The organism is Aliidongia sp. (assembly GCF_035943795.1).
Lineage (GTDB): Bacteria > Pseudomonadota > Alphaproteobacteria > ATCC43930 > CGMCC-115725 > Aliidongia.
Window position 1 is genome coordinate 1 of the sequence record NZ_DASZBY010000067.1, and the last position, 19,682, is coordinate 19,682.

Consider the following 19,682-nt stretch of genomic DNA (forward strand, 5'->3'; position numbering starts at 1 on the left):
ATCCGAACGCAGGGCGACCCGTCGACCAAGTCGCGGTCCGCCGCCCAGTTGAACAGGCGTCGGATGGCAGCGTGGGTCTGCTTGGCCATCACCGGCACGCCGCGGTCGACCAGGTCGTCGAGAAGTTGGATGATGTCCTGACGCTTGATCTCGGCCGCGGGGCGATGACCCCAAAGCGGAATGACATACCTGTCAAAAATGCGCTCGACCTCGTGCCAAGCCCGGTTCTGTGGCTTGGCATAGCGCAGGATGAAATCCTCTTTCATCTCTCTGAAAGTCAAGACCGACGGTGCCGGGGCCACGACAGCGGCGGTTTGATCTTCATTCGGTAGGAGCGCGCCCGGATCGCCTCCAGCCTTCGCGATCTCGATTAAAGGCCTGGCGGCGGCGCGAGCCTCGGCGAGCTTCATCACCGGATATTTGCCGAGCGTGGCGCGCCGCTGTTTGCCGCCGTGGCGATAGAACAGAAAGAACGTCCTGCCGCCGGTTTTCGACACACGCACCCCGAAACCAGGCAACAGGGCATCGAACACATCTAGCCGGCCGCCCTCGGGCGGAGCCAGCTTTTCAAGGACCTTGTCAGTCAATATTATTCGAGACATCCAGCGCCTCAGATCAATCGAATTGGGCGCCGCTGGGTAACATTGGGTAACAGAATGGGTGTGGTAAGGGATGTTTCCAGCGGTTAGCGGATGTTATCTCAGGTTCCAGGCGGAACAACAACAATAAACGCGTTCTGTGGGTAAATGTTACCCGACGTTACTTGATGTTAATCCAGTTTTATTAATGGTAGGACAGCGGATTCTGACTCCGTCAATCGAGGTTCGAGTCCTCGTCCCCCAGCCAAGCTTTTGTGCCGCATAGCGTAGAGCGCCGCCTGACTCGGCGACAATCCAAATAAGCACCACGGACGGACGGCGAGGTCTTGGCGTCAGGAAACCGTTCCTCGCGTCTTGGAGCCGTGAAGCCTCCTTGCTGACTTTGGACCGGAACCACGAGGTTTTCTGAGCGCGTTTTGCGCGCGGGTGGGATGGGCATTATTCCGTAGTGCGCATCTGTGCCGTCCGTTCGGTGGCCAGCTCTCCCTCGGCGTCGCTCGACGGTTGGCACTTCCCCTCATACCGCGTGGACATCGCGTACTGATTTCCCCAAGGTCGCCAGAGTTGAAACTTGGTATAACGAAACCGCCGGTAGCTGGCGCTCCAGCTTGCGACATCTGCTGCCCGAGTGAATGCGGCAATTGACGCCCTACGATTTCCGCTCGCGAATCGGAGAACGTTACGAATGGCACACTTCGATCCATTTACTGCACTGTGGACGGCTGCTGCCACGGTCACTCTCGGGTTTTTCCTAAAAGAGATCTCGGAATGGCGACTAAAGCGGCAAAAGCGGCGCTCAGTGGCGGGCGCGCTGGCGGGTGAGATGGGAGCGTACCTATATCTAATGAAGCCAGACCAAATTGCCGAAAATTTCACAAAGATCGCGCGACTTGAAAAATTAATAAGAACGCAAAGACTGAAAGCCTTAAACGAACTTCCAGATAGTCATCCTGTATTTGACGCGATTGCAAAGGATATTGGAGAGTTACCGCCGAAACTTGCTCAGGAAGTTTCTTCTTTCCACAATGTTGTTGGCGGCGCACGACTCATGTTCCTTTCGATCAGGAAGTCCGAGTTTCATGACGCTGACGAGGCATTCCAGCAGAATTTTCTGATAACTGTCCCAGCACTGATGGCCGAGAAACTGTTGGAGGGAAAAGCCACCGTTGAAGCATTGATCAAGCTTTCAGGTTAGCCCATCGAGACATCCCCTAGACAGCGGCGCGCGGCAATAGGCCGAGCGGGAGGAGGTGACCGAGATCATCGTGTGCGTCTACCATCTGGACGACAACGGTCGGATCGACGTGATGAAGCAATATTTCGATGCTGGCAGTGTCTGGGCGCAATTCCGATGAATTATAGGGGCGGTGCCCTACCTCGTTTGCAGTATGAGGCGTATTCAGGCTTCGGGCTGAAGCGCTTGCTTCGATACCTCTCCCCGGGAAACTCGACCGTTTTCCCCACCATCCCTGATCTGATAGCTTTCGCCCCTGGCCGAGCCGCGTGACGCGCGCGCATCTTCACGGCGGTTCATTTCCACGGAGGCGCGCTTCAATGAAACGCTTCGGCTGTGAGCCATCGAAGACGCCGGCTTCGAAGGGAAGGAGCATGATGTGGGCGGCGTTGATCTTTGTGCTCCTGACCGGCACGGCCGCGGCGGCGGAGCCGTGTTGCGGCCCGGTGACGCCTGCCGGGCACCATTTGAGCCAAGTGCTCGACGCGTCGGATGTAGAGCACCTGTGGCTGGCGCGCGATCATGTGAATTGGGAGACGGGCGCGCGCGACCGCGAGACGGATGCCGTCAGCAATGGGCATGTCGCCACCCATTGCAGCGCCTTCGTCGCCGCCATGGGCGAACGCTTGGGCATCTACATGCTGCGCCCGCCCGAACATGGATTGGTCTTGCTTGCCAATGCCCAGAACGAGTGGCTCGGCAGCGGCGATGCACGAGCACAAGGCTGGCGCCGTGTCGCCGACGCACGGAGCGCGCAGAGCCTGGCCAACCAAGGCGAGTTGGTGGTGATTTCCTACGCCAGCCCGGACCCGCACCGCCCCGGCCATATCGTGATCGTGCGCCCGTCGGAAAAGTCGGAAGCGGAGCTGGCGAGCGAGGGGCCGGACATCATCCAGGCGGGCGTGGTCAATCACAGCAAATGGGTGGCGGCCTCGGCCTTCGTCCATCATCCCGGCGGGTGGCCCGACGGCATCGGATTTTTCGCGCATGACGTGAATTGATCCGAAGCGTCTCATCTCACCTGAGAGACGAGCCACGGGGAACGGCCGTTGAGCGCCCTCCGACCGCAAGGCGCTGCTGGCGGACGCGCGCCAACTCGCCCATTGTTCCTTCCGGCACCGTCGGCGATAGTCCGGTACATTAGCAAACTCGGTTGCGGCAATTCGGCTCGGGCGGGTCGTGCGAAGGACGGACATGGAGCGGGTCGAGCGTTTTTCCGCGGCACAGAGCGAAGATGGCCGCTATCGCCTGCTCGTCGAGGCGGTCACCGACTATGCGATCTACATGCTGGATCCCGACGGCCGGGTGACGAGCTGGAACGCCGGCGCGCGGCGCTTCAAGGGCTACGAACCGGCCGAGATCATCGGCTCGCACTTCTCGCAATTCTACACGGCGGCGGACCGGGCGTCGGGCTTGCCTGCCCGGGCATTGGCGACCGCCGAGAGCGAAGGCAAGTTCGAAGGCGAGGGCTGGCGTGTCCGCAAGGACGGCACGGAGTTCTGGGCCCAGGTCGTCATCGACCCGATCCGCGCATCGACCGGCGAACTGGTCGGCTATGCCAAGATCACGCGGGACCTGACCGAGCGCAGGAAGGCCGAGGAGACGCTGCGGCAAAGCCAGGAACAGTTCCGTATCCTGGTCCAGGGCGTGACCGACTACGCGATCTACATGCTCGACCCGACCGGCCGGATCAGCAGCTGGAACCAGGGCGCCCAGCGGATCAAGGGCTACCTTCCCGACGAAATCATCGGCGAGCACTTCTCCCGTTTCTACATGCCGGAGGATCATGCAGCGGGGGAGCCGGAACGCGCATTGCGGACCGCGCTCGCCGAGGGACGATATGAGAAGGAAGGATGGCGCGTCCGCAAGGACGGCAGCCGGTTCTGGGCATCGGTGATCATCGATCCGATCCGGACCGAGGACGGAAGGCTGCTGGGTTACGCCAAGGTCACCCGCGACATCACGACGCAACGAGATGCACGCCGCGCGCTCGACCAGGCGCGCGAGGCCCTGTTCCAGTCGCAGAAGATGGAGGCGATCGGGCAGCTGACCGGCGGCGTCGCACATGATTTCAACAATTTGCTGATGGCCATCCAGTCCGGCCTCGAACTGCTGAGCAGACGCGCGCCGGACGACCCACGCAACCCGTCGCTGCTGCAAAATGCCCTGGCGGCGACCCATCGTGGTGCGGCGTTGGTCCAACGCATGCTGGCGTTCGCGCGTCGCCAGGAACTGAAGCCGGAAGCGATCGACGTTTCCACGCTGGTGGATGGCATGACCGACCTGCTGCAGCGTTCGCTCGGCTCGAGCATCCAGGTCGACGCGCGGTTTCCGTCGTCGATGCGGCCGGTGCTCGCCGACCACAACCAATTGGAGCTGGCTCTGCTGAACCTGGCGGTGAACGCGCGCGACGCCATGCCGGATGGTGGCTCGATCCTCATCTCCGGAACGGAAGTTGAGGTCGTAGAAGGCGACGCCCGCGGACTGAGCCCCGGCCAATATGTCTCCCTGTCGCTGATCGACACGGGCACGGGCATGGACGAGGCCACGCTGTCTCGCGCCCTCGACCCGTTCTTTACGACCAAGGGCGTCGGCAAGGGCACCGGTCTGGGCTTGCCGATGGTGATGGGACTGGCCGCACAGTCCGGCGGCCGCCTGTTCCTCGAGAGCCGCCTGGGCCAAGGCACGACGGCGGAGCTGTTGCTGCCGGTCGCATCCGGACACGTACGACCGGTCGCCGATCGACGCCTTGACAGCGATGAGCCCGCGCGCCCGGCAATGCGGCCGCTTGATATCCTGCTCGTGGACGACGACCCGCTCATCGTGATCAACACGTCGGCGATGCTCGAGGAACTGGGACACAGGGTGCGGGAGGCCGTCTCGGGCGACCAAGCGTTGGAAATTCTCGACCATGCGCCGCCCTTCGATCTCGTCATCACGGATCAGGCCATGCCGGGCATGACCGGCTGGCAGCTTTCCGAAGAGATCAGGTCGAGGTGGCCCGGCCTGCGCGTTATCCTGGCGACCGGGTACGCAGAGCTCGCCCCCGGTGCGGGTACAGGGCTCCTGCGATTGTCGAAGCCATTCAGCCAGCGCGATCTGACCGATGCCATCGCAGGTGCCATGGCCAAGGCCTAGGCCTTCGGAGACGCGGTCACAACGCCGCCCCGGAAATTTTCGCTGCTTGGATAATACCTGACATCACTTGGCAGGTTATGGGGCGCAATCTCTCCACATCGTCCTCAACGACGTGGGAGAGAAGCCGTGGTCCATCCGAATCAGCCAATGTATTCCCGAGGCACGTGCCGCCAGATGCTGGCGGGCGCTGCCGACTCTCAAAGCCGTTCCTGCAGCGCGATGACGATGCCACCGCAGGCGCTTTGGTAAAGACATCGGCGTTCGCGGGCGCAGTCGTGTCGCCGTCTTGAAAATTTCGTCTCGGAAAATTTCGCCCCGTGAAAATACCTGACATTGCTTGGCAGGCCTGGGCGCGATTTCTTCGCATCATCTCCAACGACGTGGGAGAGAACCATGGTCATTTCGAATCAGCCAGCGAATCCCCGAGGCACGCGCCGCCAGTTGCTGACGGGTGCCGCGTCCCTCGGCGCGATCACGCTGCTGACCGTGCGACCGGCCACGGCGGTTCCAACAACATCCCCAGAAAGCGGAAAAGCCATGACCTCCGATACCCCCGTGCCGCGCGGCGCCCAGGATTTCGATTTCTTCGTCGGCAACTGGACGACCGAGCATCGCCAGTTGCGCCATCGCCTGGCCGGCGACACGGAATGGCTGGAATTCTCCGGCACGGTCAGCATGCGCAAGATCCTGGCCGGCTTTGGCAATATCGACGAGGGCGAGATCCGCTCGCCGCGCGGCATCTATACCGGCGTCACTTTGCGCCTGTTCGATCCGAGCGCCGGCACCTGGTCGATCTATTGGCTGGACAGCCGAAATCCGGCCATCGACACGCCGATGGTCGGCCGCTTCGAAGATGGCGTCGGCCTGTTTTATGCGGACGAGACGTTCGAAGGAAAACCGATCCGCGTCCGCTTCATCTGGACGCCGGTCTCCGCCGGCGAATGCCGGTGGGAGCAGGCATTTTCGCCCGATGGCGGTACCAGTTGGGAAACCAACTGGATCATGAAGCACACCCGAGCCTGACCTGGAAAGCGAGCGATCATGCCCCAAGACATCACTCTTCACGACGGCGCGCTGGATTTCGACTTCGTCATCGGCGACTGGACGGTTCGGCATCGCCAATTGCGCAAGCGCCTGGCCGGCGAAACCGGTTGGACGGAATTCTCCGGCAGCTCGAACACGGCGAAGATCCTCGCCGGCCAAGGCAACCTCGAGGAGACCGAGATCCGCACGCCGCGCGGGACCTATCACGGCTCGGCCCTGAGGCTCTACGATCCGAAGGTGCGGCTCTGGTCGATCTATTGGATGGACAGCCGCTTTCCCCGTCTCGATACCCCGGTCGTCGGCCGGTTCGAGGATGGCATCGGCCGCTTCTATGGCGACGAACGGTTCGAAGACAAGATCGTGCGCCTGCGCCTGACCTGGACGCCGATCTCAACGGCCGAGTGCCGATGGGACCAGGCCTACTCGCCCGATGGCGGCGACAGCTGGGAGACGAACTGGATCATGGAATTCACCCGCACCTGAGAGGGCACATCAGCGATGTCGATCAAGCTCACGATGCTGGCGGTGGCGGCTTTGCTGGCCGCCACCCCAGCGCTCGCCACCAAGCTGCCGGCCGATCTGGCCAAGGCTGCCGCCGACTATGACCAGGCCCAGATCGACGGCAATCGGGCCGAACTCGAACGGCTGCTGGCCGACGACTATGTGCTGGTCAACAGCCATGCCGAGGTCAGCGACAAGGCGGGCCTGATCCACGACAACACCGCACCCGGCTTCAAGCTGGACCCCTATGTCGTGCGCGAGCCGGTCGAGCGGGTGTGGGCGAATGGCGCGGTGCTGGGCGGCATCGTCTCGGTCAGCGGCGTCGACGGCGGCAAGCCGTTCAAGGCGACGTTCCGCTTCGCCGACGTCTGGGCCAGGCGGAAGGGCGTCTGGCAGGTGATCTATACCGAGGTGACGCGACCGCCCGCGTCCTGAGCCCGGTCAGATCCGTGCGGTCGCGAGGCGAACGGCCAGGAAATCGACGATCGCGCGGGTCCGGGCCGGCAGCTTCGCCGTCGGCGGCCAGACGAGGTGCATCGGCATCGGCGGCAAGCCATGGTCGGGCAGCACCAGTTCGACCAAACCCAGATCGAGCGCGTCCCGCACCTGCCACAGTGGGGCGAGGCCGATGCCCAACCCCTCGATGGCCGCGGCAATGCAGGCCGCCGCACCGGACGAGCGGAACCGGCCGGTCACGGCGATCGTCTCGACCGCTCCCGTCCGGTCGGTCAATTCCCACAGCGTGCCGCCGGCCTGCGCATCGGTGCGGATGACGCATTGGTGGGTGACCAGATCGTGCGGACGGTCCGGCCGGCCGCGGGCCGCCAGATAGCCCGGTGCCGCATAGAGCACCCGGCGGAGGTCGCCGAGCCGCCGCGCCATCAGGCTCGAATCCGGCATATCGCCGATCCGGATCGCGACATCGATCCGCTCGGCGATCAGGTCGACATAGGGATCGGCCAGCGCGAGGTCGATCTCGACTGCCGGATGGCGCTCCAGGAAGGCGGCGAGCGCCGGAACGACATGAACCGGCGCGAACTGGATCGACGAACCGATGCGCAGCGGCCCTGCGAGCTCGGTCGCCTGGTCGGTCGCCTCCTGCCGGGCAAGCGCGATATCGGCGAGCGCCGCCTTGATCCGCCGGTAGAACGCCATTCCCGCCTCGGTCGGCCGCGAGCGCCGGGTCGTCCGCTGGACCAGTTCCACGCCCAGCGACCGTTCCAGTTGGAGCAGCGACCGGCTGATCGCCTGCAGCGAGCGGTCGAGTTGGCGGGCGGCGGCGGTCAGGCTGCCGCTCTCGATGATCGCGACCAGCGCGGTGTAGTCGTCAATTTCTGCCATCGCCTCACTCTCCCGTTTATCGGGAGAGTTTATCTTGATCTATCGCAATTATCATTTCCATCGCACTGCGTCAGCTTGGACTCCGGATCATCTTCGGAGTTGCGCCATGAGCTGTCCCGCCGACCTGCCGCTCGTTCCCGCTCCGGCGGCCGCGATGACCGGCGCGCTCACTCTGCTGTTCGCCCTGTCGATCGGCATCATCGTCGTCAGCCTTTATGCCGCGCAGCCGCTGGTCGGGCTGATTGGGCCCTCCCTCGGGCTGGGCGCCTCGGCGGGCGGGCTCGTGACTACCGTAACCTTGCTGGGATACGCGGTCGGCCTCGTCCTGCTCGTACCGCTGTGCGACCTCGTCGAGAACCGCCGCCTGATCCTGGCGACACTCGCCGCCAATGTCGCGGCGCTGGCGTTCGCGGCCATGGCACCGGGCGCGCTGTTGTTCCTGGTGGCGGCCTTCGCCGTCGGCGTGACCTCGTGCGCGATACAGATGCTGGTGCCGGTCGCCGCCTACCTGGCGCCGGAACGGCAGCGCGGCCGCGTCGTCGGCAACGTCATGAGCGGGCTGATGCTCGGTATCCTGCTGTCGCGCCCGTTCGCCAGCCTGACAGCCCAGGGGTTGGGCTGGCGCGCGGTCTATGGGCTGCTGGCCTTGTTCGTCGGGCTGCTAGGCCTGCTGCTGGCATGGCTTCTGCCCGGCCGCCGCCCGGCCATCGGGGATGGTTATGGCCCCCTGATCCGGTCGATGGGACGCCTGCTGCTGACCGAACCGGTGCTACGGCGACGCGCCGGATACCAGGTGCTGTTGATGGCGGCGTTCAACCTGTTCTGGACCGCGATCGCGCTCGAACTCGGCCGACCGCCGTTCGAATTCGGCGCCTATGGCATCGCCCTGTTCGCCCTCGCCGGTGCCGGCGGGGCCGTCATCGCGCCGATCGCCGGCCGCGCCGGCGACCGTGGCTGGTCCCGCCCTGCCACCCGCCTGGCCCACGGCACGGTCCTGGCCGCCCTGGCGCTCGCCGGCTGCGCGGGATCGGGCGCCTGCCCCGCCGGCCTGGGCCTGCCTCTGCTCGTCCTCGCGGCCGTATCGCTCGACATGGGCGCGATCGGCGACCTGACCCTGGGCCGGCGCAAGATCAACCTGCTGAACCCCGCGGCGCGGGGTCGGATCAATGGCCTGTTCACCGGCCTGTCTTTTTGCGGCGCGGCGGCGGGCGCCGGCCTTGCGGGGCCCGCGTGGAACGCGGGCGGCTGGCCGGCCGTGACCGGCCTCGGCATGGTCTTCGCCGCAATCGCATGGGGACTGGCGCTGGTCGAGCCGGGCGACGCGCTTGGTTCGTAAAATTGCACTTTCCCATGCGCAACCCTTCTCAGATTGCAACCCCTTGGCCCCACCACTAAAACAGCGCAGTCGCGCGTTGAATAGGCTGTCCGATTCGCTCTGCGGAGCGCAAATAGTTCCAAAAACAAGGTTAGAAAATCCCGCGCAACCATTCTTTAGTTCATTCGTTAGTCCTGATGAATATCCCACCTATGGAGGACATCATGGACAAAGACCGTATCAAAGGTGCCGCCAAGGAAGTCACCGGCTCGATCAAGGAAGCAGCGGGCAAGATTACCGGCGATCGCGAGACCGAAGCCAAAGGCAAGGTCGAGAAGAACGTCGGCACCGCGCAGAATGCGTTCGGCAAGGTCAAGGACGCCATTCGCAACGCTTGATCAACCCTGCCTCAAGAGCACGGGAGAGTAAAATGCTGCGCACCATTCTGCTGATTATCCTGATCCTGATGCTGGTCGGATCGCTTCCCCTCTGGCCGTACAGCGCCGGCTGGGGCTACTACCCGACCGGCGGCCTGGGCACGCTGCTGATCATCCTGATCATCGTGATGTTCCTGGGCTGACGCCGTCGCTTCGTCGACCGTGACCGCCGGACGGGCCCGAGCCCTTCCGGCGGCTCCGGTCGGGCCTGCGCCGGAACCCCTGCCCCGGCCCGCCGTCTCGTGCTAGGAACCCCGCCTCCTGTCACGAAGGTTCGGTTTCATGCGCGTCGATGTGTTCGACTTTGAGCTGCCGCCCGATCGGATCGCGCAGCGACCGGTCGAGCCGCGCGACGCCGCGCGCCTGTTGCGGGTGACCGACGGCGCGATCACCGACCGCCACGTCCGCGATCTGCCGGACCTGCTGTCGCCCGGCGACCTGCTGGTGTTCAACGACACCCGCGTCGTGCCCGCGCGCCTCATCGGCCGGCGCGGCGAGGCGACCGTGTCCATCACGCTCCATCAAGCCCTGGCGCTCGATACCTGGCTGGTCTTCGCCAAGCCCGGCAAGCGCCTGCGCATCGGCGATCATGTCGCCTTCGCCGACGGTTTTTCTGCCGAAGTGCTGGAGAAGCGTGCGGCCGGCGACATCATGCTGCGCTTCGACCGGGGCGGTGCCGCCTTGATGACGGCGCTGCACCAGCATGGTCGCATTCCACTGCCGCCCTACATCCGCGGCGGCATCGCCGACGAGCGCGACCGGACGGACTATCAGACCCTGTTCGCCCGGCAGGAAGGCGCGGTCGCGGCGCCGACCGCCGCCTTGCATTTCACCGACACGCTGATGGCGGCGCTGACCGACCGCGGCATCGGATCGACCCTGCTGACCCTCCATGTCGGCGCCGGCACCTTCCTGCCGGTCAAGGTCGACGATACCGACGATCATGTCATGCACGAAGAACTGGGCGTGCTGACCGCCGAGACGGCAGACCGGATCAACCGGACCCGCGCCGCCGGCGGCCGCATCGTCGCGGTCGGCACCACCAGCCTGCGCCTGCTGGAAAGTGCGGCTGCCACCGACGGCACCGTGCGTCCATTCGAAGGCGGTACTCGCCTGTTCATCACGCCCGGCTATCGCTTCAAGGCGGTCGACCGGCTGATGACCAACTTCCATTTGCCCAAGTCGACCCTGTTCATGCTGGTCTCGGCCTTTGCCGGGCTGGAGCGCATGCGCGCCGCCTACGACCGGGCACGGGAAACCGGCTATCGCTTCTATTCCTATGGAGATTCGAGCCTGCTCGATCCGGAGACATCGCCATGACCGTGCCCGATTTCGGCTTCGAGCTCATCGGCACGGATCGCACCGCCCGGCGCGGCCGCGTCACCACCGCCCATGGCACGATCGAGACGCCGGCCTTCATGCCGGTCGGCACAGCCGGCACGGTCAAGGGGCTGACGCCGGAAGCGGTGGCCGAGACCGGTGCCGAGATCCTGTTGGGCAATACCTACCATCTGATGTTGCGGCCCACTGCCGAGCGGGTCGACCGGATGGGCGGGCTGCACAGGTTCATGAACTGGCCCAAGCCGATCTTGACCGATTCCGGCGGTTTCCAAGTCATGTCCCTGAACAGCCTGCGCGAGATGACGGAAAAGGGCGTCACCTTCCGCTCCCATCTCGACGGTTCCAAGCATGAACTGACGCCGGAACGCTCGATCGACATCCAGCGCATGCTGGATGCCGACATCACCATGGTTCTGGATGAATGCACCCCCCACCCGGCGACGCGTGAGCAGACGGCCAGCTCGATGGCGCTGTCCATGCGCTGGGCCGCGCGCTCGAAGCAGGCCTTCGTCCGGCGGCCGGGCTATGGGCTGTTCGGCATCGTTCAAGGCGGCATCTACATCGACCTGCGCCATCAGTCGGTCGCAGCACTGACCGGCATCGGCTTCGACGGCTATGCCGTCGGCGGCCTCGCGGTCGGCGAAGGCCAGGAGATCATGTTCCAGGTGCTGGACGGCACCCTGCCCGCCCTGCCCGAGGACCGCCCCCGCTACCTGATGGGTGTCGGCACGCCGTCGGATCTGGTGGGCGCGGTCCAACGCGGCATCGACATGTTCGATTGCGTCATGCCAACCCGGTCCGGACGGACCGCCCAGGGCTTCACCCGGCGCGGCAAGGTCAACCTGCGCAACGCGCGCCACCAGGACGATCCCCGGCCGCTCGACGCCGAATGCCGCTGCTCCGCCTGCCGGAGCTATAGTCGCGCCTATCTGCACCATCTGTTCCGATCGGAGGAAATGCTGGGGCCGATCCTGCTCACCTGGCATAATCTGACCTATTACCAGGACCTGATGGCCGGCCTGCGCCAGGCGATCGCGGCCAAAGGGCTCGATGATTTCGCCGCCGCCTTCTACGAGGCGCAGGCCTTGGGCGATATCCCGGCGCTGTAGAGGACGAGGATGACAGAGACGATCTACAGCGGCCTGACCCAACTCGGCCACTACACCGAGGCGCCCGCCTCGCCCGAGACGGCGGTGCTGGAAAAGGTGCCGAACCCCGAGGCCGGCACGCAATATCTGGTGCGCTTCACGGCACCCGAATTCACCTCGCTGTGCCCGCTGACCGGCCAGCCCGATTTCGCCCATCTGGTCATCGACTATGTGCCGGGCCCGTTCCTGGTCGAGAGCAAGTCGCTGAAGCTCTATCTGGCGTCGTTCCGCAACCACGGCGCCTTTCACGAGGCCTGCACCGTCGGCATCGCCAAGCGCCTGGTGGCGGAGATCCAGCCGCAATGGCTGCGCATCGGCGGCTATTGGTATCCGCGCGGCGGCATTCCGATCGACGTGTTCTACCAGACCGGCGAGGCGCCGAAGGGCGTCTGGATTCCCGACCAGGGGGTGCAGCCCTATCGTGGCCGCGGCTGACCTCAAGACCCTGATCGTCGACAAGGCCCGCTCGCTGGGCTTCGACCTGGCGCGCGTGGCGCCGGCCGCTCTCGCCGACCGTTACCGTCTGGCGTTCGACCAGTTCCTGGCCGACGGCCGCCAGGGCGACATGGACTGGCTGGCCCGCACGCCCGAGCGGCGCACCTCACCGAAAGGCCTGTGGCCCGAGGCCAGATCGATCCTGATGCTGGCCGCCAACTACGGACCGGCGACCGATCCCATGACGCGGCTTGGGCGGCGCGACCGGGCGACCATCTCGGTCTACGCCCAGAACCGCGACTATCACGACATCCTCAAAAAGCGGCTGAAAGAGTTGGGCCGTTATATCGCCCAGACCACCGGAGCCGAGTTGAAGGTCTTCGTCGATACCGCGCCGGTGATGGAGAAGCCGCTGGCCCAGGCGGCCGGCCTCGGCTGGCAGGGCAAGCACACCAACCTCGTCTCGCGCGACTACGGCTCCTGGCTGTTCCTGGCCGAGATCTTCACGACGCTGGATCTGGAGCCCGACGCGGCCGAGAGCGACCATTGCGGTCAATGCCGCCGGTGCCTCGACATCTGCCCGACGGCGGCCTTTCCGGCGCCCTACACGCTCGATGCCCGGCGCTGCCTGTCGTACCTGACGATCGAGCACAAGGGGCCGATCCCGGCGGAATTCCGCGCGCCCATGGGCAACCGCATCTATGGCTGCGACGATTGCCTGTCGGTCTGCCCCTGGAACAAGTTCGCGCAAAGCGCCGTCGAGCCGTCGTTCCTGCCCCGCGCCGAATTGACCGCACCGCGCCTGGCGGATCTGGCGGCGCTCGACGACGCGGCGTTTCGCGAGATCTTCGCCGGGTCGCCGATCAAGCGCATCGGCCGCGACCGGTTCGTGCGCAACGTGTTGATCGCCATCGGTAATTCCGGCAATGCCGGCCTGGCCACCACGGCCGAGCAGCTGCTGGACGATCCCTCGCCGCTGGTGCGCGGCATGGCCGTCTGGGCGCTGGGCCGTCTGACGCCGATGCATCTGGCGACGCTCGCCCCCGCGCGGGCGGTCGAGCTGGACGAGGACGTCCGGGCGGAGTGGGACACGGCGCTCGGCTAACGCACCCGCCCCATCTGGGTCAGCACGACGCTCGACAGCACGACGCCCGCCGCAAGGATGGTTGCGAGGTTGATCGTCTCGCCCAACAACAGCGCCGCCCACAGTAGGGTCAGGACCGGTTGGGCGAGCTGCACCTGACCGACCCGCGCCACGCCGCCCAGGGCGAGACCGCGATACCAGGCAAAGAAGCCCAGGAACATGCTGATCGCAGAGACATAGGCAAAGCCGGCCCAGGATGCGATGCCCGCTTGCGGCCAGCCGGTGGCGGCGATACGCCAGGCCGTTACCGGCACCAGCAGCGGCAGGGAGAATACTAGCGCCCAGCAGATGACCCGCGGGCCTCCCAGGATCCGCGACAGCGCCCCACCCTCGGCATAGCCGAGCGCACACAGGGCGACCGCGAGCAGCGCCAGGCCATCGGCCAGTTCCGGTCGGCCGGCACCCTGCACGACCGCGAAGACGATCACGGCGGCAAATCCGAAGGCGGAGGCGCCCCAGAACGTCCAGGACGGCCGTTCGCCGGCCCGCACCACGGCCATCATCGCGGTCGCGACCGGCAGCACACCGTTGATGACGGCGCCATGGGACGAGGGGATCAAGCGCATCGCCAACGAGCTGAACAGCGGAAACCCGATGACGACGCCGAGCGAGACGATCGCCAGCCGCGGCCAGAGTTCACGTGCCGGCAGCGGCGCGCGCACCACGCGCAGGTATATCGCGGCGAACAGGCCCGCCACGACCGCGCGGCCCAACCCGACGAAGGTCGGGTCGATCTCGGCCACCGCCAACCGCGTCATCGGCAGGCTGAAGGAGAAAGCGAGAACGCCCAGGGCGCCCCAGGCCAGTCCGGCGACGCGCGTAGATCCGGAAGCCGATAACGCTTTCGGTGAAGAAGTGATAGTGTTACTATAATTTATCATGAATAACGATATCAGTAGCGATCGGGTCGTTCAAGCCCTGCGCGCCCGGATCGCCGAACTTTCGCCCGGCGCCCGCCTGCCGTCAGCGCGGGAGCTGGTGGCCCGGCTTCGCGTGAGCCCCCTCACGGTGCGTGCCGCCGTCGCCCGCCTCGTGGCCGAGGGGGCGATCGAGGCGCGGCCGGGCAGCGGCACCTTCGTCGCGCCGGGGCGTCGACCGGTCCAAGCCAGGGGCGACGATTTCGGCTGGCAGAGCGTATCCCTCGGCACCGCCCGGGCCGACATGCGGGCCGTGGAGCAGCTTCTCGCCTTGCCGCCACAGGGCGCCATCTGCCTGTCGACCGGCTATCTGCCGCCCGACCTGCAGGCGTCTGCCGATCTGGCGCGCTGTCTCGCCCGGGCCGCCACGCGCCCCGGTGCGTGGGATCGCGTGCCATTGGAGGGTATCGAACCCTTGCGGGCCTGGTTCGCCCAGCAGATCGGCGGCGCTTTCACCGCCCGCGACGTGCTGGTCTGTCCCGGCGGCAAACCCGCCATCGCCGCCGCGTTCCGGGGCTTGGCAGCGCCCGGCGACGCCATCGTGATGGAGAGTCCGACCTATATCGGCGCCATCGCCACCGCGCGGGCATCCGGCCTGCGCATCGTTCCGGTCGCGAGCGATGCCGAGGGCGTGCGCCCCGACCTGTTGGCCGACGCTCTGGCGACATCCGGCGCGCGCGTGTTTTATTGCCAGCCGACCCATGCCAACCCGACCGGCACGGTCTGGAGCGCCATCCGCCGCCGGCAGGTGCTGGAGGTGATCCGCGCCACCCGCGCCTTCCTGATCGAGGATGATTGGGCGCGCGACCTGCATTTCGGTGCACAGCCACTGGCCCCACCCCTGGCCGCGCTGGATCCGGACGGTCATGTCGTCCATATCCGCTCGCTGACGAAGAGTGCCGCGCCGGGACTGCGGGTCGGTGCGCTCTGTGCCCGCGGCGCCGCCTTCGCGCGACTGCGCGGCGCGCGCAGCGCCGACGATTTCTACGTGGCCGGGCCGCTGCAAGAGGCGGCGCTGCAATTCGTCACCTCGCCCGCTTGGCCACGCCATCTACGGCGCATGCACCTGATGGTGCGAGAACGGCGCGATGCGCTGGTCGATGCGCTGCGTTCAGGCCTGGGCGACCGGGTGCTGACCCTGGTGCCGGATGGCGGCTTCCATCTCTGGACCCGCCTGCCCGACGGCGTCGATGAGGCCGAAGCCGCCCGGCACTGCGCGCGAGACGGCCTGGTCGTCAGTGCCGGGTGCGACTGGTTTCCGGGCGATCCGGATGGCTCCTACCTGCGCCTGACCTTTGCTGGCGCACCACCCGACAGGCTCGCGCGCGGCGCCGCGATCCTGGCCCGGATCGTGGGACGGTCGTCAGCTCAGTGACCGAGCCCGGGCCCCTTGACCATGTCGCCGGGCTTGATGCCGAGCCGTGCGACGATGCCGCCGTTCAACTCCAGCACGGCCTTGACCGGGCCGTCCGACGCGATGTTCTCACGCGAATGCGGCACCGCGCGCTGGCGGATGTTGACGATGTGCCCATCGGCGGCGATGAACAGCATGTCGAGCGGGATGTAGGTGTTTTCCATCCACATGGCGACCGGCTGGCTCGCGTCGTACAGGAACAGCATGCCGGCATCGGCCGCCATGGTCTGGCGGAACATCAGGCCCTGCTCGCGCTGCGCATTGTCGGTCGCGAGTTCGACCTGGAACTTGTGGCTGCCGCCGGACCCGGTGATGGTCAGCTCGTCGTGCTTGAAGTTGGACAGCGGCGGCTGCTGGGCCCGTGCGAGCGGCGACAGGAGCAGGACGGCGACCGCGACCAGGGCGGCGAGAAAGGGGATGCGGCGCATGGCTCTCGATTACCCCACGGGCCGCCGGCTGTAAACCGCCCGCGGCTAGCGCAGCACGTCCGCGACGGCGAGCCGCACCGCCTCGCGCACCGGTCCGGGCCGCGGCGGGTCGGCAAGCGTGGTGAACCAATGCTCCGGCGGCTCGCGTCCCTTGCTATGGTCCCAGTGTAGCGCGCGCAGCACCGTCTCGGCCGCGAACGGCAGCCGCTCGGGGATCGCCATATCGTTCAGCGCCAGCCAATTGCCGGCCCAGGCGCGCGCCACCGACCAGGGGTTGTACCCGCCGCCGCCCATCGCCAGCACCTTGGGCGCCATCCGCTTCAGCGCCGCGACGGCACGCCACAGAGACCCGTTCGACAGATCGAGCTTGCTCAGCGGATCCTCGGCGAGCGCGTCGGCCCCCAGTTGCAGGATCAGGACCTGCGGCGCGAACCGTTCGGCGAGCGGCAGCAGTGCGGCATCGAGGATGAAATCCATCTCGTCGTCGTTGAAGCCGGGCGGCACCGGAATGTTGCGCGCATGTCCCCCGCCCCGGTCGCCCAGCACGCCGGTATAGGGCCAGCGGCCGGCCTCGTGGACCGACACGATCAACACGCGCGGATCGTGCGACAGCGCATCCTGCACGCCGTCGCCGTGGTGCGCGTCGAGATCGACGTACAGGATGCGCTCGTAACCGCGATCCAGCAGGTCGAGCATGCCCAGCACCGGGTCGTTCAAATAGCAGAAGCCCGAGGCCTTGTTCGACCGGCCGTGATGGGTGCCGCCGCCGACGTTATGGACGATGCCGCCGCCGGCCTCGTGCAGCAGGGCCACGCCCTTGAGCGTGCCGCCGGCGGCGGTCGAGGGGCGCGACAGGATCTCCGGAAAGATCGGGTTGCCGTTGATGCCGATCTGGTAGCGCCGTCGGTCCTCGTCGGACAATTGCCTGCGGTCGCGCTCGGCCAGCTCCAGCGCCGCCAGATAGTCCCGGTCGTGGAAGCGGGCCAGTTGGTCGAGGGTCGCCCGCGGGCTGTCGATGTAGCGCTCCGGCTCGACCGCCTGCAGCGCCCAGATCAGGTCGAGCGCGGTCGACACCCGCGGAATCGCGAGCGGGTGCCGGCTGCCGTAGGTCGAGCGCCGGTAGATTTCACTGCCGATGAGAAGCGGGCGGGCCAGCATGTCGGTGACAGGAGTTAGTGCGCCCGCCGCCATCGGTCAAACGGCATGCGTCCTGGGACGAAGCGCGTTGCGTCCGAGGCTGCTTGCCGACCCGCGCGATCTCCCTCACGCTCGGGTCTGGGAATCTTGATGAGGACGGGACGAAGATGGCAACGCGCAACAACGATGATCATCCGGCGACCAAGATCGCGCAGGCGCTGGGCGACATCGAGCCGATCACCAAGTCGGTGACGCCACCGCTTTACCCGGCCTCGACCTATCAGCGCGATGCGGACAACCAGTACCGCAACGGCCGGGTCTACGCGCGCCCGCACAACCCGACCTTCGAAACCGCGGAACGGTTGCTGACCGCGCTCGAGGGCGGCGCCGCCAGCATTCTCTTTGCTTCGGGCATGGCGGCGGCCACGGCCGTGTTCCTGGCCCTGAAGCCCGGCCACCATGTGGTGGCGCCGGAAGTGATGTATTGGGGCCTGCGCGGCTGGCTGAAGGGGTCGGCCACCGAATGGGGCCTGAGCTTCACCTTCGTCGATGCGACCGACACCGCGGCCTTCGCGCGCGCGATCGAGCCGGGCCGGACCAAGCTGGTCTGGCTGGAGACGCCGACCAACCCGACCTGGGGCGTCAGCGACATCGCCGAAATCGCCAAGCTGGCCCATGCAGCCGGCGCCCGAGTCGCGGTCGACAGCACGGTCGCGACGCCGATCCTGACCCGGCCGATCGAATTCGGCGCCGATATCGTCATGCATTCCGCCACGAAATACCTGAACGGCCATTCCGACATCGTCGCCGGCACGCTCACGACGGCCAAGGCCGACGAGTTCTGGGACCGCATCAAGGCGGTGCGCTCCAACGTCGGCGCCATCCTGGGCACGTTCGAGGCCTGGCTGCTGCAGCGCGGCATGCGCACGCTCCATATCCGGGTCGAGCGCGCCAGCCAGTCGGCGCTGAAGATCGCCCAACATTTCGAGGCGCATCCGATGGTCGCCGAAGTGCTCTATCCCGGCCTGCCCGCCTTTGCCGGCCACGAGCTCGCGGCCCGGCAGATGACCGGCGGCTTCGGCGGCATGCTGTCGATCCGGGTCAAGGGCGGCGAGACCGCAGCGATAACGGTCGCGGCCGAGACGCGCCTGTGGAAGCGCGCCACGTCGCTGGGCGGCGTCGAGAGCCTGATCGAGCATCGCGGGTCGATCGAGGGCCCGACCAGCCCGGTGCCGCTCGACCTCTTGCGCCTGTCGGTCGGCATCGAACATGCCGACGACCTGATCGCCGACATGGAACAGGCCCTGGCGGTCGCCCATCGCTAGGCGGAAACAACGGCACCCGGCCCGCCGCCAGGGAACGGGTGCCGTCGCCAACGGTTGGGGAATAGTGCCGCACCGCGCGCAAAGATCGGTTAAGCTTTGGCCGCTACAATGTCGGCCGGTGTTTCTGGAGCTCGTGCCCCCTCGATGACCGCTCGCCCACCCAGTGCCGTTCCTGCCGTCGATCCGACCATCGTCGGCGACATTCGCCGCGCCAGCCGGCTGGCGAACGTCGATTTCGGCTATCTGATGGCGCAGGCGTCGCAGGAGAGCAGCTTCCACCCCGACGCAAAGGCTGCCAGCAGCTCGGCGACCGGGCTCTACCAGTTCATCGATTCGACCTGGCTGAGCGCGGTCAAGAGCTACGGCGCCAAATACGGCCTGGGCACCTTGGCCAGCCAGATCCAGACCGGCGAGAGCGGCGGGCCGCATGTCGCCGACCCGGCGGTGCGCAAGGAGATTCTGGACTTGCGCAAGGACCCGAAGGTGGCGTCCGAAATCGCCGCCGAGTTCGCGCACCAGAACAAGACCGACGTGGAGCGCGCTCTCGGCCGTCCCGCCAGCTCGACCGACCTCTACCTCGCCCATTTCCTGGGCGCGCAGGGCGCGACCTCGGTCGTGAAATCGATCGAGCACGACGGCTCGACCAAGGCCGCCGACCTGCTGCCCGCCGCCGCCGCCGCCAACAAATCCGTGTTCTACGACAGTTCGACCGGCGAGGCGAAGACGGTCGCCCAGATCTACCAGAACTTCGCGGCCAAGATCGAACGCCAGATCAACCAATACA

Annotated in this window: 21 protein-coding genes; 16 read left to right on the plus strand and 5 right to left on the minus strand. The window is 66.3% G+C overall.

Going from position 1 to position 19,682, the window contains the following annotated elements:
* A partial coding sequence (locus VGV37_RS11685; RefSeq protein ID WP_326879850.1) for a tyrosine-type recombinase/integrase occupies window positions 1–587 on the minus strand: 587 nt, incomplete at its 3' end.
* A gap of 697 nt (window positions 588–1,284) precedes the next feature.
* Here VGV37_RS11685 and VGV37_RS11690 point away from each other — a divergent pair.
* The 6 genes from VGV37_RS11690 to VGV37_RS11715 all read left to right on the plus strand — a co-directional run bounded on the left by VGV37_RS11690 (window position 1,285) and on the right by VGV37_RS11715 (window position 6,951).
* Window positions 1,285–1,794, plus strand: coding sequence for a hypothetical protein (locus VGV37_RS11690; RefSeq protein WP_326879851.1), 510 nt, complete (start codon window positions 1,285–1,287; stop codon window positions 1,792–1,794).
* Window positions 1,795–2,153: 359 nt separating this feature from the next.
* Window positions 2,154–2,834, plus strand: a complete 681-nt coding sequence (locus VGV37_RS11695; protein ID WP_326879852.1) for a hypothetical protein — start codon at window positions 2,154–2,156, stop codon at window positions 2,832–2,834.
* Between the two features lie 193 nt (window positions 2,835–3,027).
* On the plus strand, window positions 3,028–4,971 hold the full coding sequence (locus tag VGV37_RS11700) for a PAS domain S-box protein (protein ID WP_326879853.1): 1,944 nt from the start codon (window positions 3,028–3,030) through the stop codon (window positions 4,969–4,971).
* A gap of 537 nt (window positions 4,972–5,508) precedes the next feature.
* Window positions 5,509–5,994, plus strand: a complete 486-nt coding sequence (locus VGV37_RS11705; RefSeq protein ID WP_326879854.1) for a DUF1579 domain-containing protein — start codon at window positions 5,509–5,511, stop codon at window positions 5,992–5,994.
* A gap of 18 nt (window positions 5,995–6,012) precedes the next feature.
* On the plus strand, window positions 6,013–6,498 hold the full coding sequence (locus tag VGV37_RS11710) for a DUF1579 domain-containing protein (RefSeq protein ID WP_326879855.1): 486 nt from the start codon (window positions 6,013–6,015) through the stop codon (window positions 6,496–6,498).
* 15 nt (window positions 6,499–6,513) lie between these two features.
* Window positions 6,514–6,951 (plus strand): nuclear transport factor 2 family protein, encoded by a 438-nt coding sequence (locus VGV37_RS11715; protein ID WP_326879856.1) that lies wholly within the window; start codon window positions 6,514–6,516, stop codon window positions 6,949–6,951.
* A 6-nt stretch (window positions 6,952–6,957) separates the two neighbouring features.
* Here the strand turns inward: VGV37_RS11715 and VGV37_RS11720 are convergent, their stop codons facing one another.
* A complete protein-coding gene (locus tag VGV37_RS11720) occupies window positions 6,958–7,857 on the minus strand; it encodes a LysR family transcriptional regulator (protein WP_326879857.1) in 900 nt (299 codons plus the stop codon).
* A 106-nt stretch (window positions 7,858–7,963) separates the two neighbouring features.
* Between VGV37_RS11720 and VGV37_RS11725 the strand changes: the two genes are divergently transcribed.
* The 7 genes from VGV37_RS11725 (at window position 7,964) to queG (ending at window position 13,638) form a co-directional block, all read left to right on the plus strand.
* Complete coding sequence (locus VGV37_RS11725) at window positions 7,964–9,193, plus strand: MFS transporter (protein WP_326879858.1); 1,230 nt, start codon at window positions 7,964–7,966, stop codon at window positions 9,191–9,193.
* A 191-nt stretch (window positions 9,194–9,384) separates the two neighbouring features.
* The gene (locus VGV37_RS11730) at window positions 9,385–9,570 is read left to right on the plus strand and encodes a CsbD family protein (protein ID WP_326879859.1); all 186 of its coding nucleotides are present in this window, start codon (window positions 9,385–9,387) and stop codon (window positions 9,568–9,570) included.
* 32 nt (window positions 9,571–9,602) lie between these two features.
* Window positions 9,603–9,752 (plus strand): DUF3309 family protein, encoded by a 150-nt coding sequence (locus VGV37_RS11735; protein WP_326879860.1) that lies wholly within the window; start codon window positions 9,603–9,605, stop codon window positions 9,750–9,752.
* A gap of 139 nt (window positions 9,753–9,891) precedes the next feature.
* Window positions 9,892–10,929, plus strand: coding sequence for a tRNA preQ1(34) S-adenosylmethionine ribosyltransferase-isomerase QueA (gene queA / locus VGV37_RS11740; protein ID WP_326879861.1), 1,038 nt, complete (start codon window positions 9,892–9,894; stop codon window positions 10,927–10,929).
* A complete protein-coding gene (gene tgt, locus VGV37_RS11745) occupies window positions 10,926–12,059 on the plus strand; it encodes a tRNA guanosine(34) transglycosylase Tgt (protein ID WP_414637978.1) in 1,134 nt (377 codons plus the stop codon). The genes queA and tgt overlap by 4 nt, the downstream gene beginning before the upstream one ends.
* A 9-nt stretch (window positions 12,060–12,068) precedes the next feature.
* A complete protein-coding gene (queF, locus tag VGV37_RS11750; RefSeq protein WP_326879862.1) occupies window positions 12,069–12,533 on the plus strand; it encodes a preQ(1) synthase in 465 nt (154 codons plus the stop codon).
* Window positions 12,520–13,638: a tRNA epoxyqueuosine(34) reductase QueG gene (queG, locus tag VGV37_RS11755; protein ID WP_326879863.1), complete on the plus strand. Its 1,119-nt coding sequence runs from the start codon at window positions 12,520–12,522 to the stop codon at window positions 13,636–13,638. Before queF ends, queG begins: the two co-directional genes overlap by 14 nt.
* Here queG and VGV37_RS11760 read toward each other — a convergent pair.
* Window positions 13,635–14,558, minus strand: a complete 924-nt coding sequence (locus VGV37_RS11760; protein WP_326879864.1) for a DMT family transporter — start codon at window positions 14,556–14,558, stop codon at window positions 13,635–13,637. The genes queG and VGV37_RS11760 overlap by 4 nt on opposite strands.
* Between VGV37_RS11760 and VGV37_RS11765 the strand changes: the two genes are divergently transcribed.
* Window positions 14,557–15,969 (plus strand): PLP-dependent aminotransferase family protein, encoded by a 1,413-nt coding sequence (locus tag VGV37_RS11765; RefSeq protein WP_326879865.1) that lies wholly within the window; start codon window positions 14,557–14,559, stop codon window positions 15,967–15,969. The genes VGV37_RS11760 and VGV37_RS11765 overlap by 2 nt on opposite strands.
* Here VGV37_RS11765 and VGV37_RS11770 read toward each other — a convergent pair.
* Both VGV37_RS11770 and VGV37_RS11775 read right to left on the minus strand, forming a co-directional pair.
* Window positions 15,963–16,436, minus strand: coding sequence for a DUF192 domain-containing protein (locus VGV37_RS11770; RefSeq protein ID WP_326879866.1), 474 nt, complete (start codon window positions 16,434–16,436; stop codon window positions 15,963–15,965). The genes VGV37_RS11765 and VGV37_RS11770 overlap by 7 nt on opposite strands.
* 45 nt (window positions 16,437–16,481) lie before the next feature.
* Window positions 16,482–17,627 carry an acetoin utilization protein AcuC gene (locus VGV37_RS11775; RefSeq protein WP_326879867.1) on the minus strand — a complete coding sequence of 382 codons (1,146 nt, stop codon included), beginning with the start codon at window positions 17,625–17,627 and terminating at the stop codon, window positions 16,482–16,484.
* Window positions 17,628–17,740: 113 nt separating this feature from the next.
* Here VGV37_RS11775 and VGV37_RS11780 point away from each other — a divergent pair, with 113 nt between their 5' ends.
* Window positions 17,741–18,898, plus strand: a complete 1,158-nt coding sequence (locus VGV37_RS11780) for a PLP-dependent aspartate aminotransferase family protein (protein WP_326879868.1) — start codon at window positions 17,741–17,743, stop codon at window positions 18,896–18,898.
* Window positions 18,899–19,042: 144 nt separating this feature from the next.
* A partial coding sequence (locus VGV37_RS11785; RefSeq protein ID WP_326879869.1) for a transglycosylase SLT domain-containing protein occupies window positions 19,043–19,682 on the plus strand: 640 nt, incomplete at its 3' end.

Excerpts from the sequence above, each read along its gene's own strand:
- VGV37_RS11690 (WP_326879851.1), top strand. The coding sequence starts at position 1,285 with ATGGCACACTTCGATCCATTTACTGCACTGTGGACGGCTGCTGCCACG.
- VGV37_RS11695 (WP_326879852.1), top strand. The coding sequence starts at position 2,154 with ATGAAACGCTTCGGCTGTGAGCCATCGAAGACGCCGGCTTCGAAGGGA.
- VGV37_RS11700 (WP_326879853.1), top strand. The coding sequence starts at position 3,028 with ATGGAGCGGGTCGAGCGTTTTTCCGCGGCACAGAGCGAAGATGGCCGC.
- VGV37_RS11705 (WP_326879854.1), top strand. The coding sequence starts at position 5,509 with ATGACCTCCGATACCCCCGTGCCGCGCGGCGCCCAGGATTTCGATTTC.
- VGV37_RS11710 (WP_326879855.1), top strand. The coding sequence starts at position 6,013 with ATGCCCCAAGACATCACTCTTCACGACGGCGCGCTGGATTTCGACTTC.
- VGV37_RS11715 (WP_326879856.1), top strand. The coding sequence starts at position 6,514 with ATGTCGATCAAGCTCACGATGCTGGCGGTGGCGGCTTTGCTGGCCGCC.
- VGV37_RS11720 (WP_326879857.1), bottom strand. The coding sequence starts at position 7,857 with ATGGCAGAAATTGACGACTACACCGCGCTGGTCGCGATCATCGAGAGC.
- VGV37_RS11725 (WP_326879858.1), top strand. The coding sequence starts at position 7,964 with ATGAGCTGTCCCGCCGACCTGCCGCTCGTTCCCGCTCCGGCGGCCGCG.
- VGV37_RS11730 (WP_326879859.1), top strand. The coding sequence starts at position 9,385 with ATGGAGGACATCATGGACAAAGACCGTATCAAAGGTGCCGCCAAGGAA.
- VGV37_RS11735 (WP_326879860.1), top strand. The coding sequence starts at position 9,603 with ATGCTGCGCACCATTCTGCTGATTATCCTGATCCTGATGCTGGTCGGA.
- queA (WP_326879861.1), top strand. The coding sequence starts at position 9,892 with ATGCGCGTCGATGTGTTCGACTTTGAGCTGCCGCCCGATCGGATCGCG.
- tgt (WP_414637978.1), top strand. The coding sequence starts at position 10,926 with ATGACCGTGCCCGATTTCGGCTTCGAGCTCATCGGCACGGATCGCACC.
- queF (WP_326879862.1), top strand. The coding sequence starts at position 12,069 with ATGACAGAGACGATCTACAGCGGCCTGACCCAACTCGGCCACTACACC.
- VGV37_RS11765 (WP_326879865.1), top strand. The coding sequence starts at position 14,557 with ATGAATAACGATATCAGTAGCGATCGGGTCGTTCAAGCCCTGCGCGCC.
- VGV37_RS11760 (WP_326879864.1), bottom strand. The coding sequence starts at position 14,558 with ATGATAAATTATAGTAACACTATCACTTCTTCACCGAAAGCGTTATCG.
- VGV37_RS11770 (WP_326879866.1), bottom strand. The coding sequence starts at position 16,436 with ATGCGCCGCATCCCCTTTCTCGCCGCCCTGGTCGCGGTCGCCGTCCTG.
- VGV37_RS11775 (WP_326879867.1), bottom strand. The coding sequence starts at position 17,627 with ATGGCGGCGGGCGCACTAACTCCTGTCACCGACATGCTGGCCCGCCCG.
- VGV37_RS11780 (WP_326879868.1), top strand. The coding sequence starts at position 17,741 with ATGGCAACGCGCAACAACGATGATCATCCGGCGACCAAGATCGCGCAG.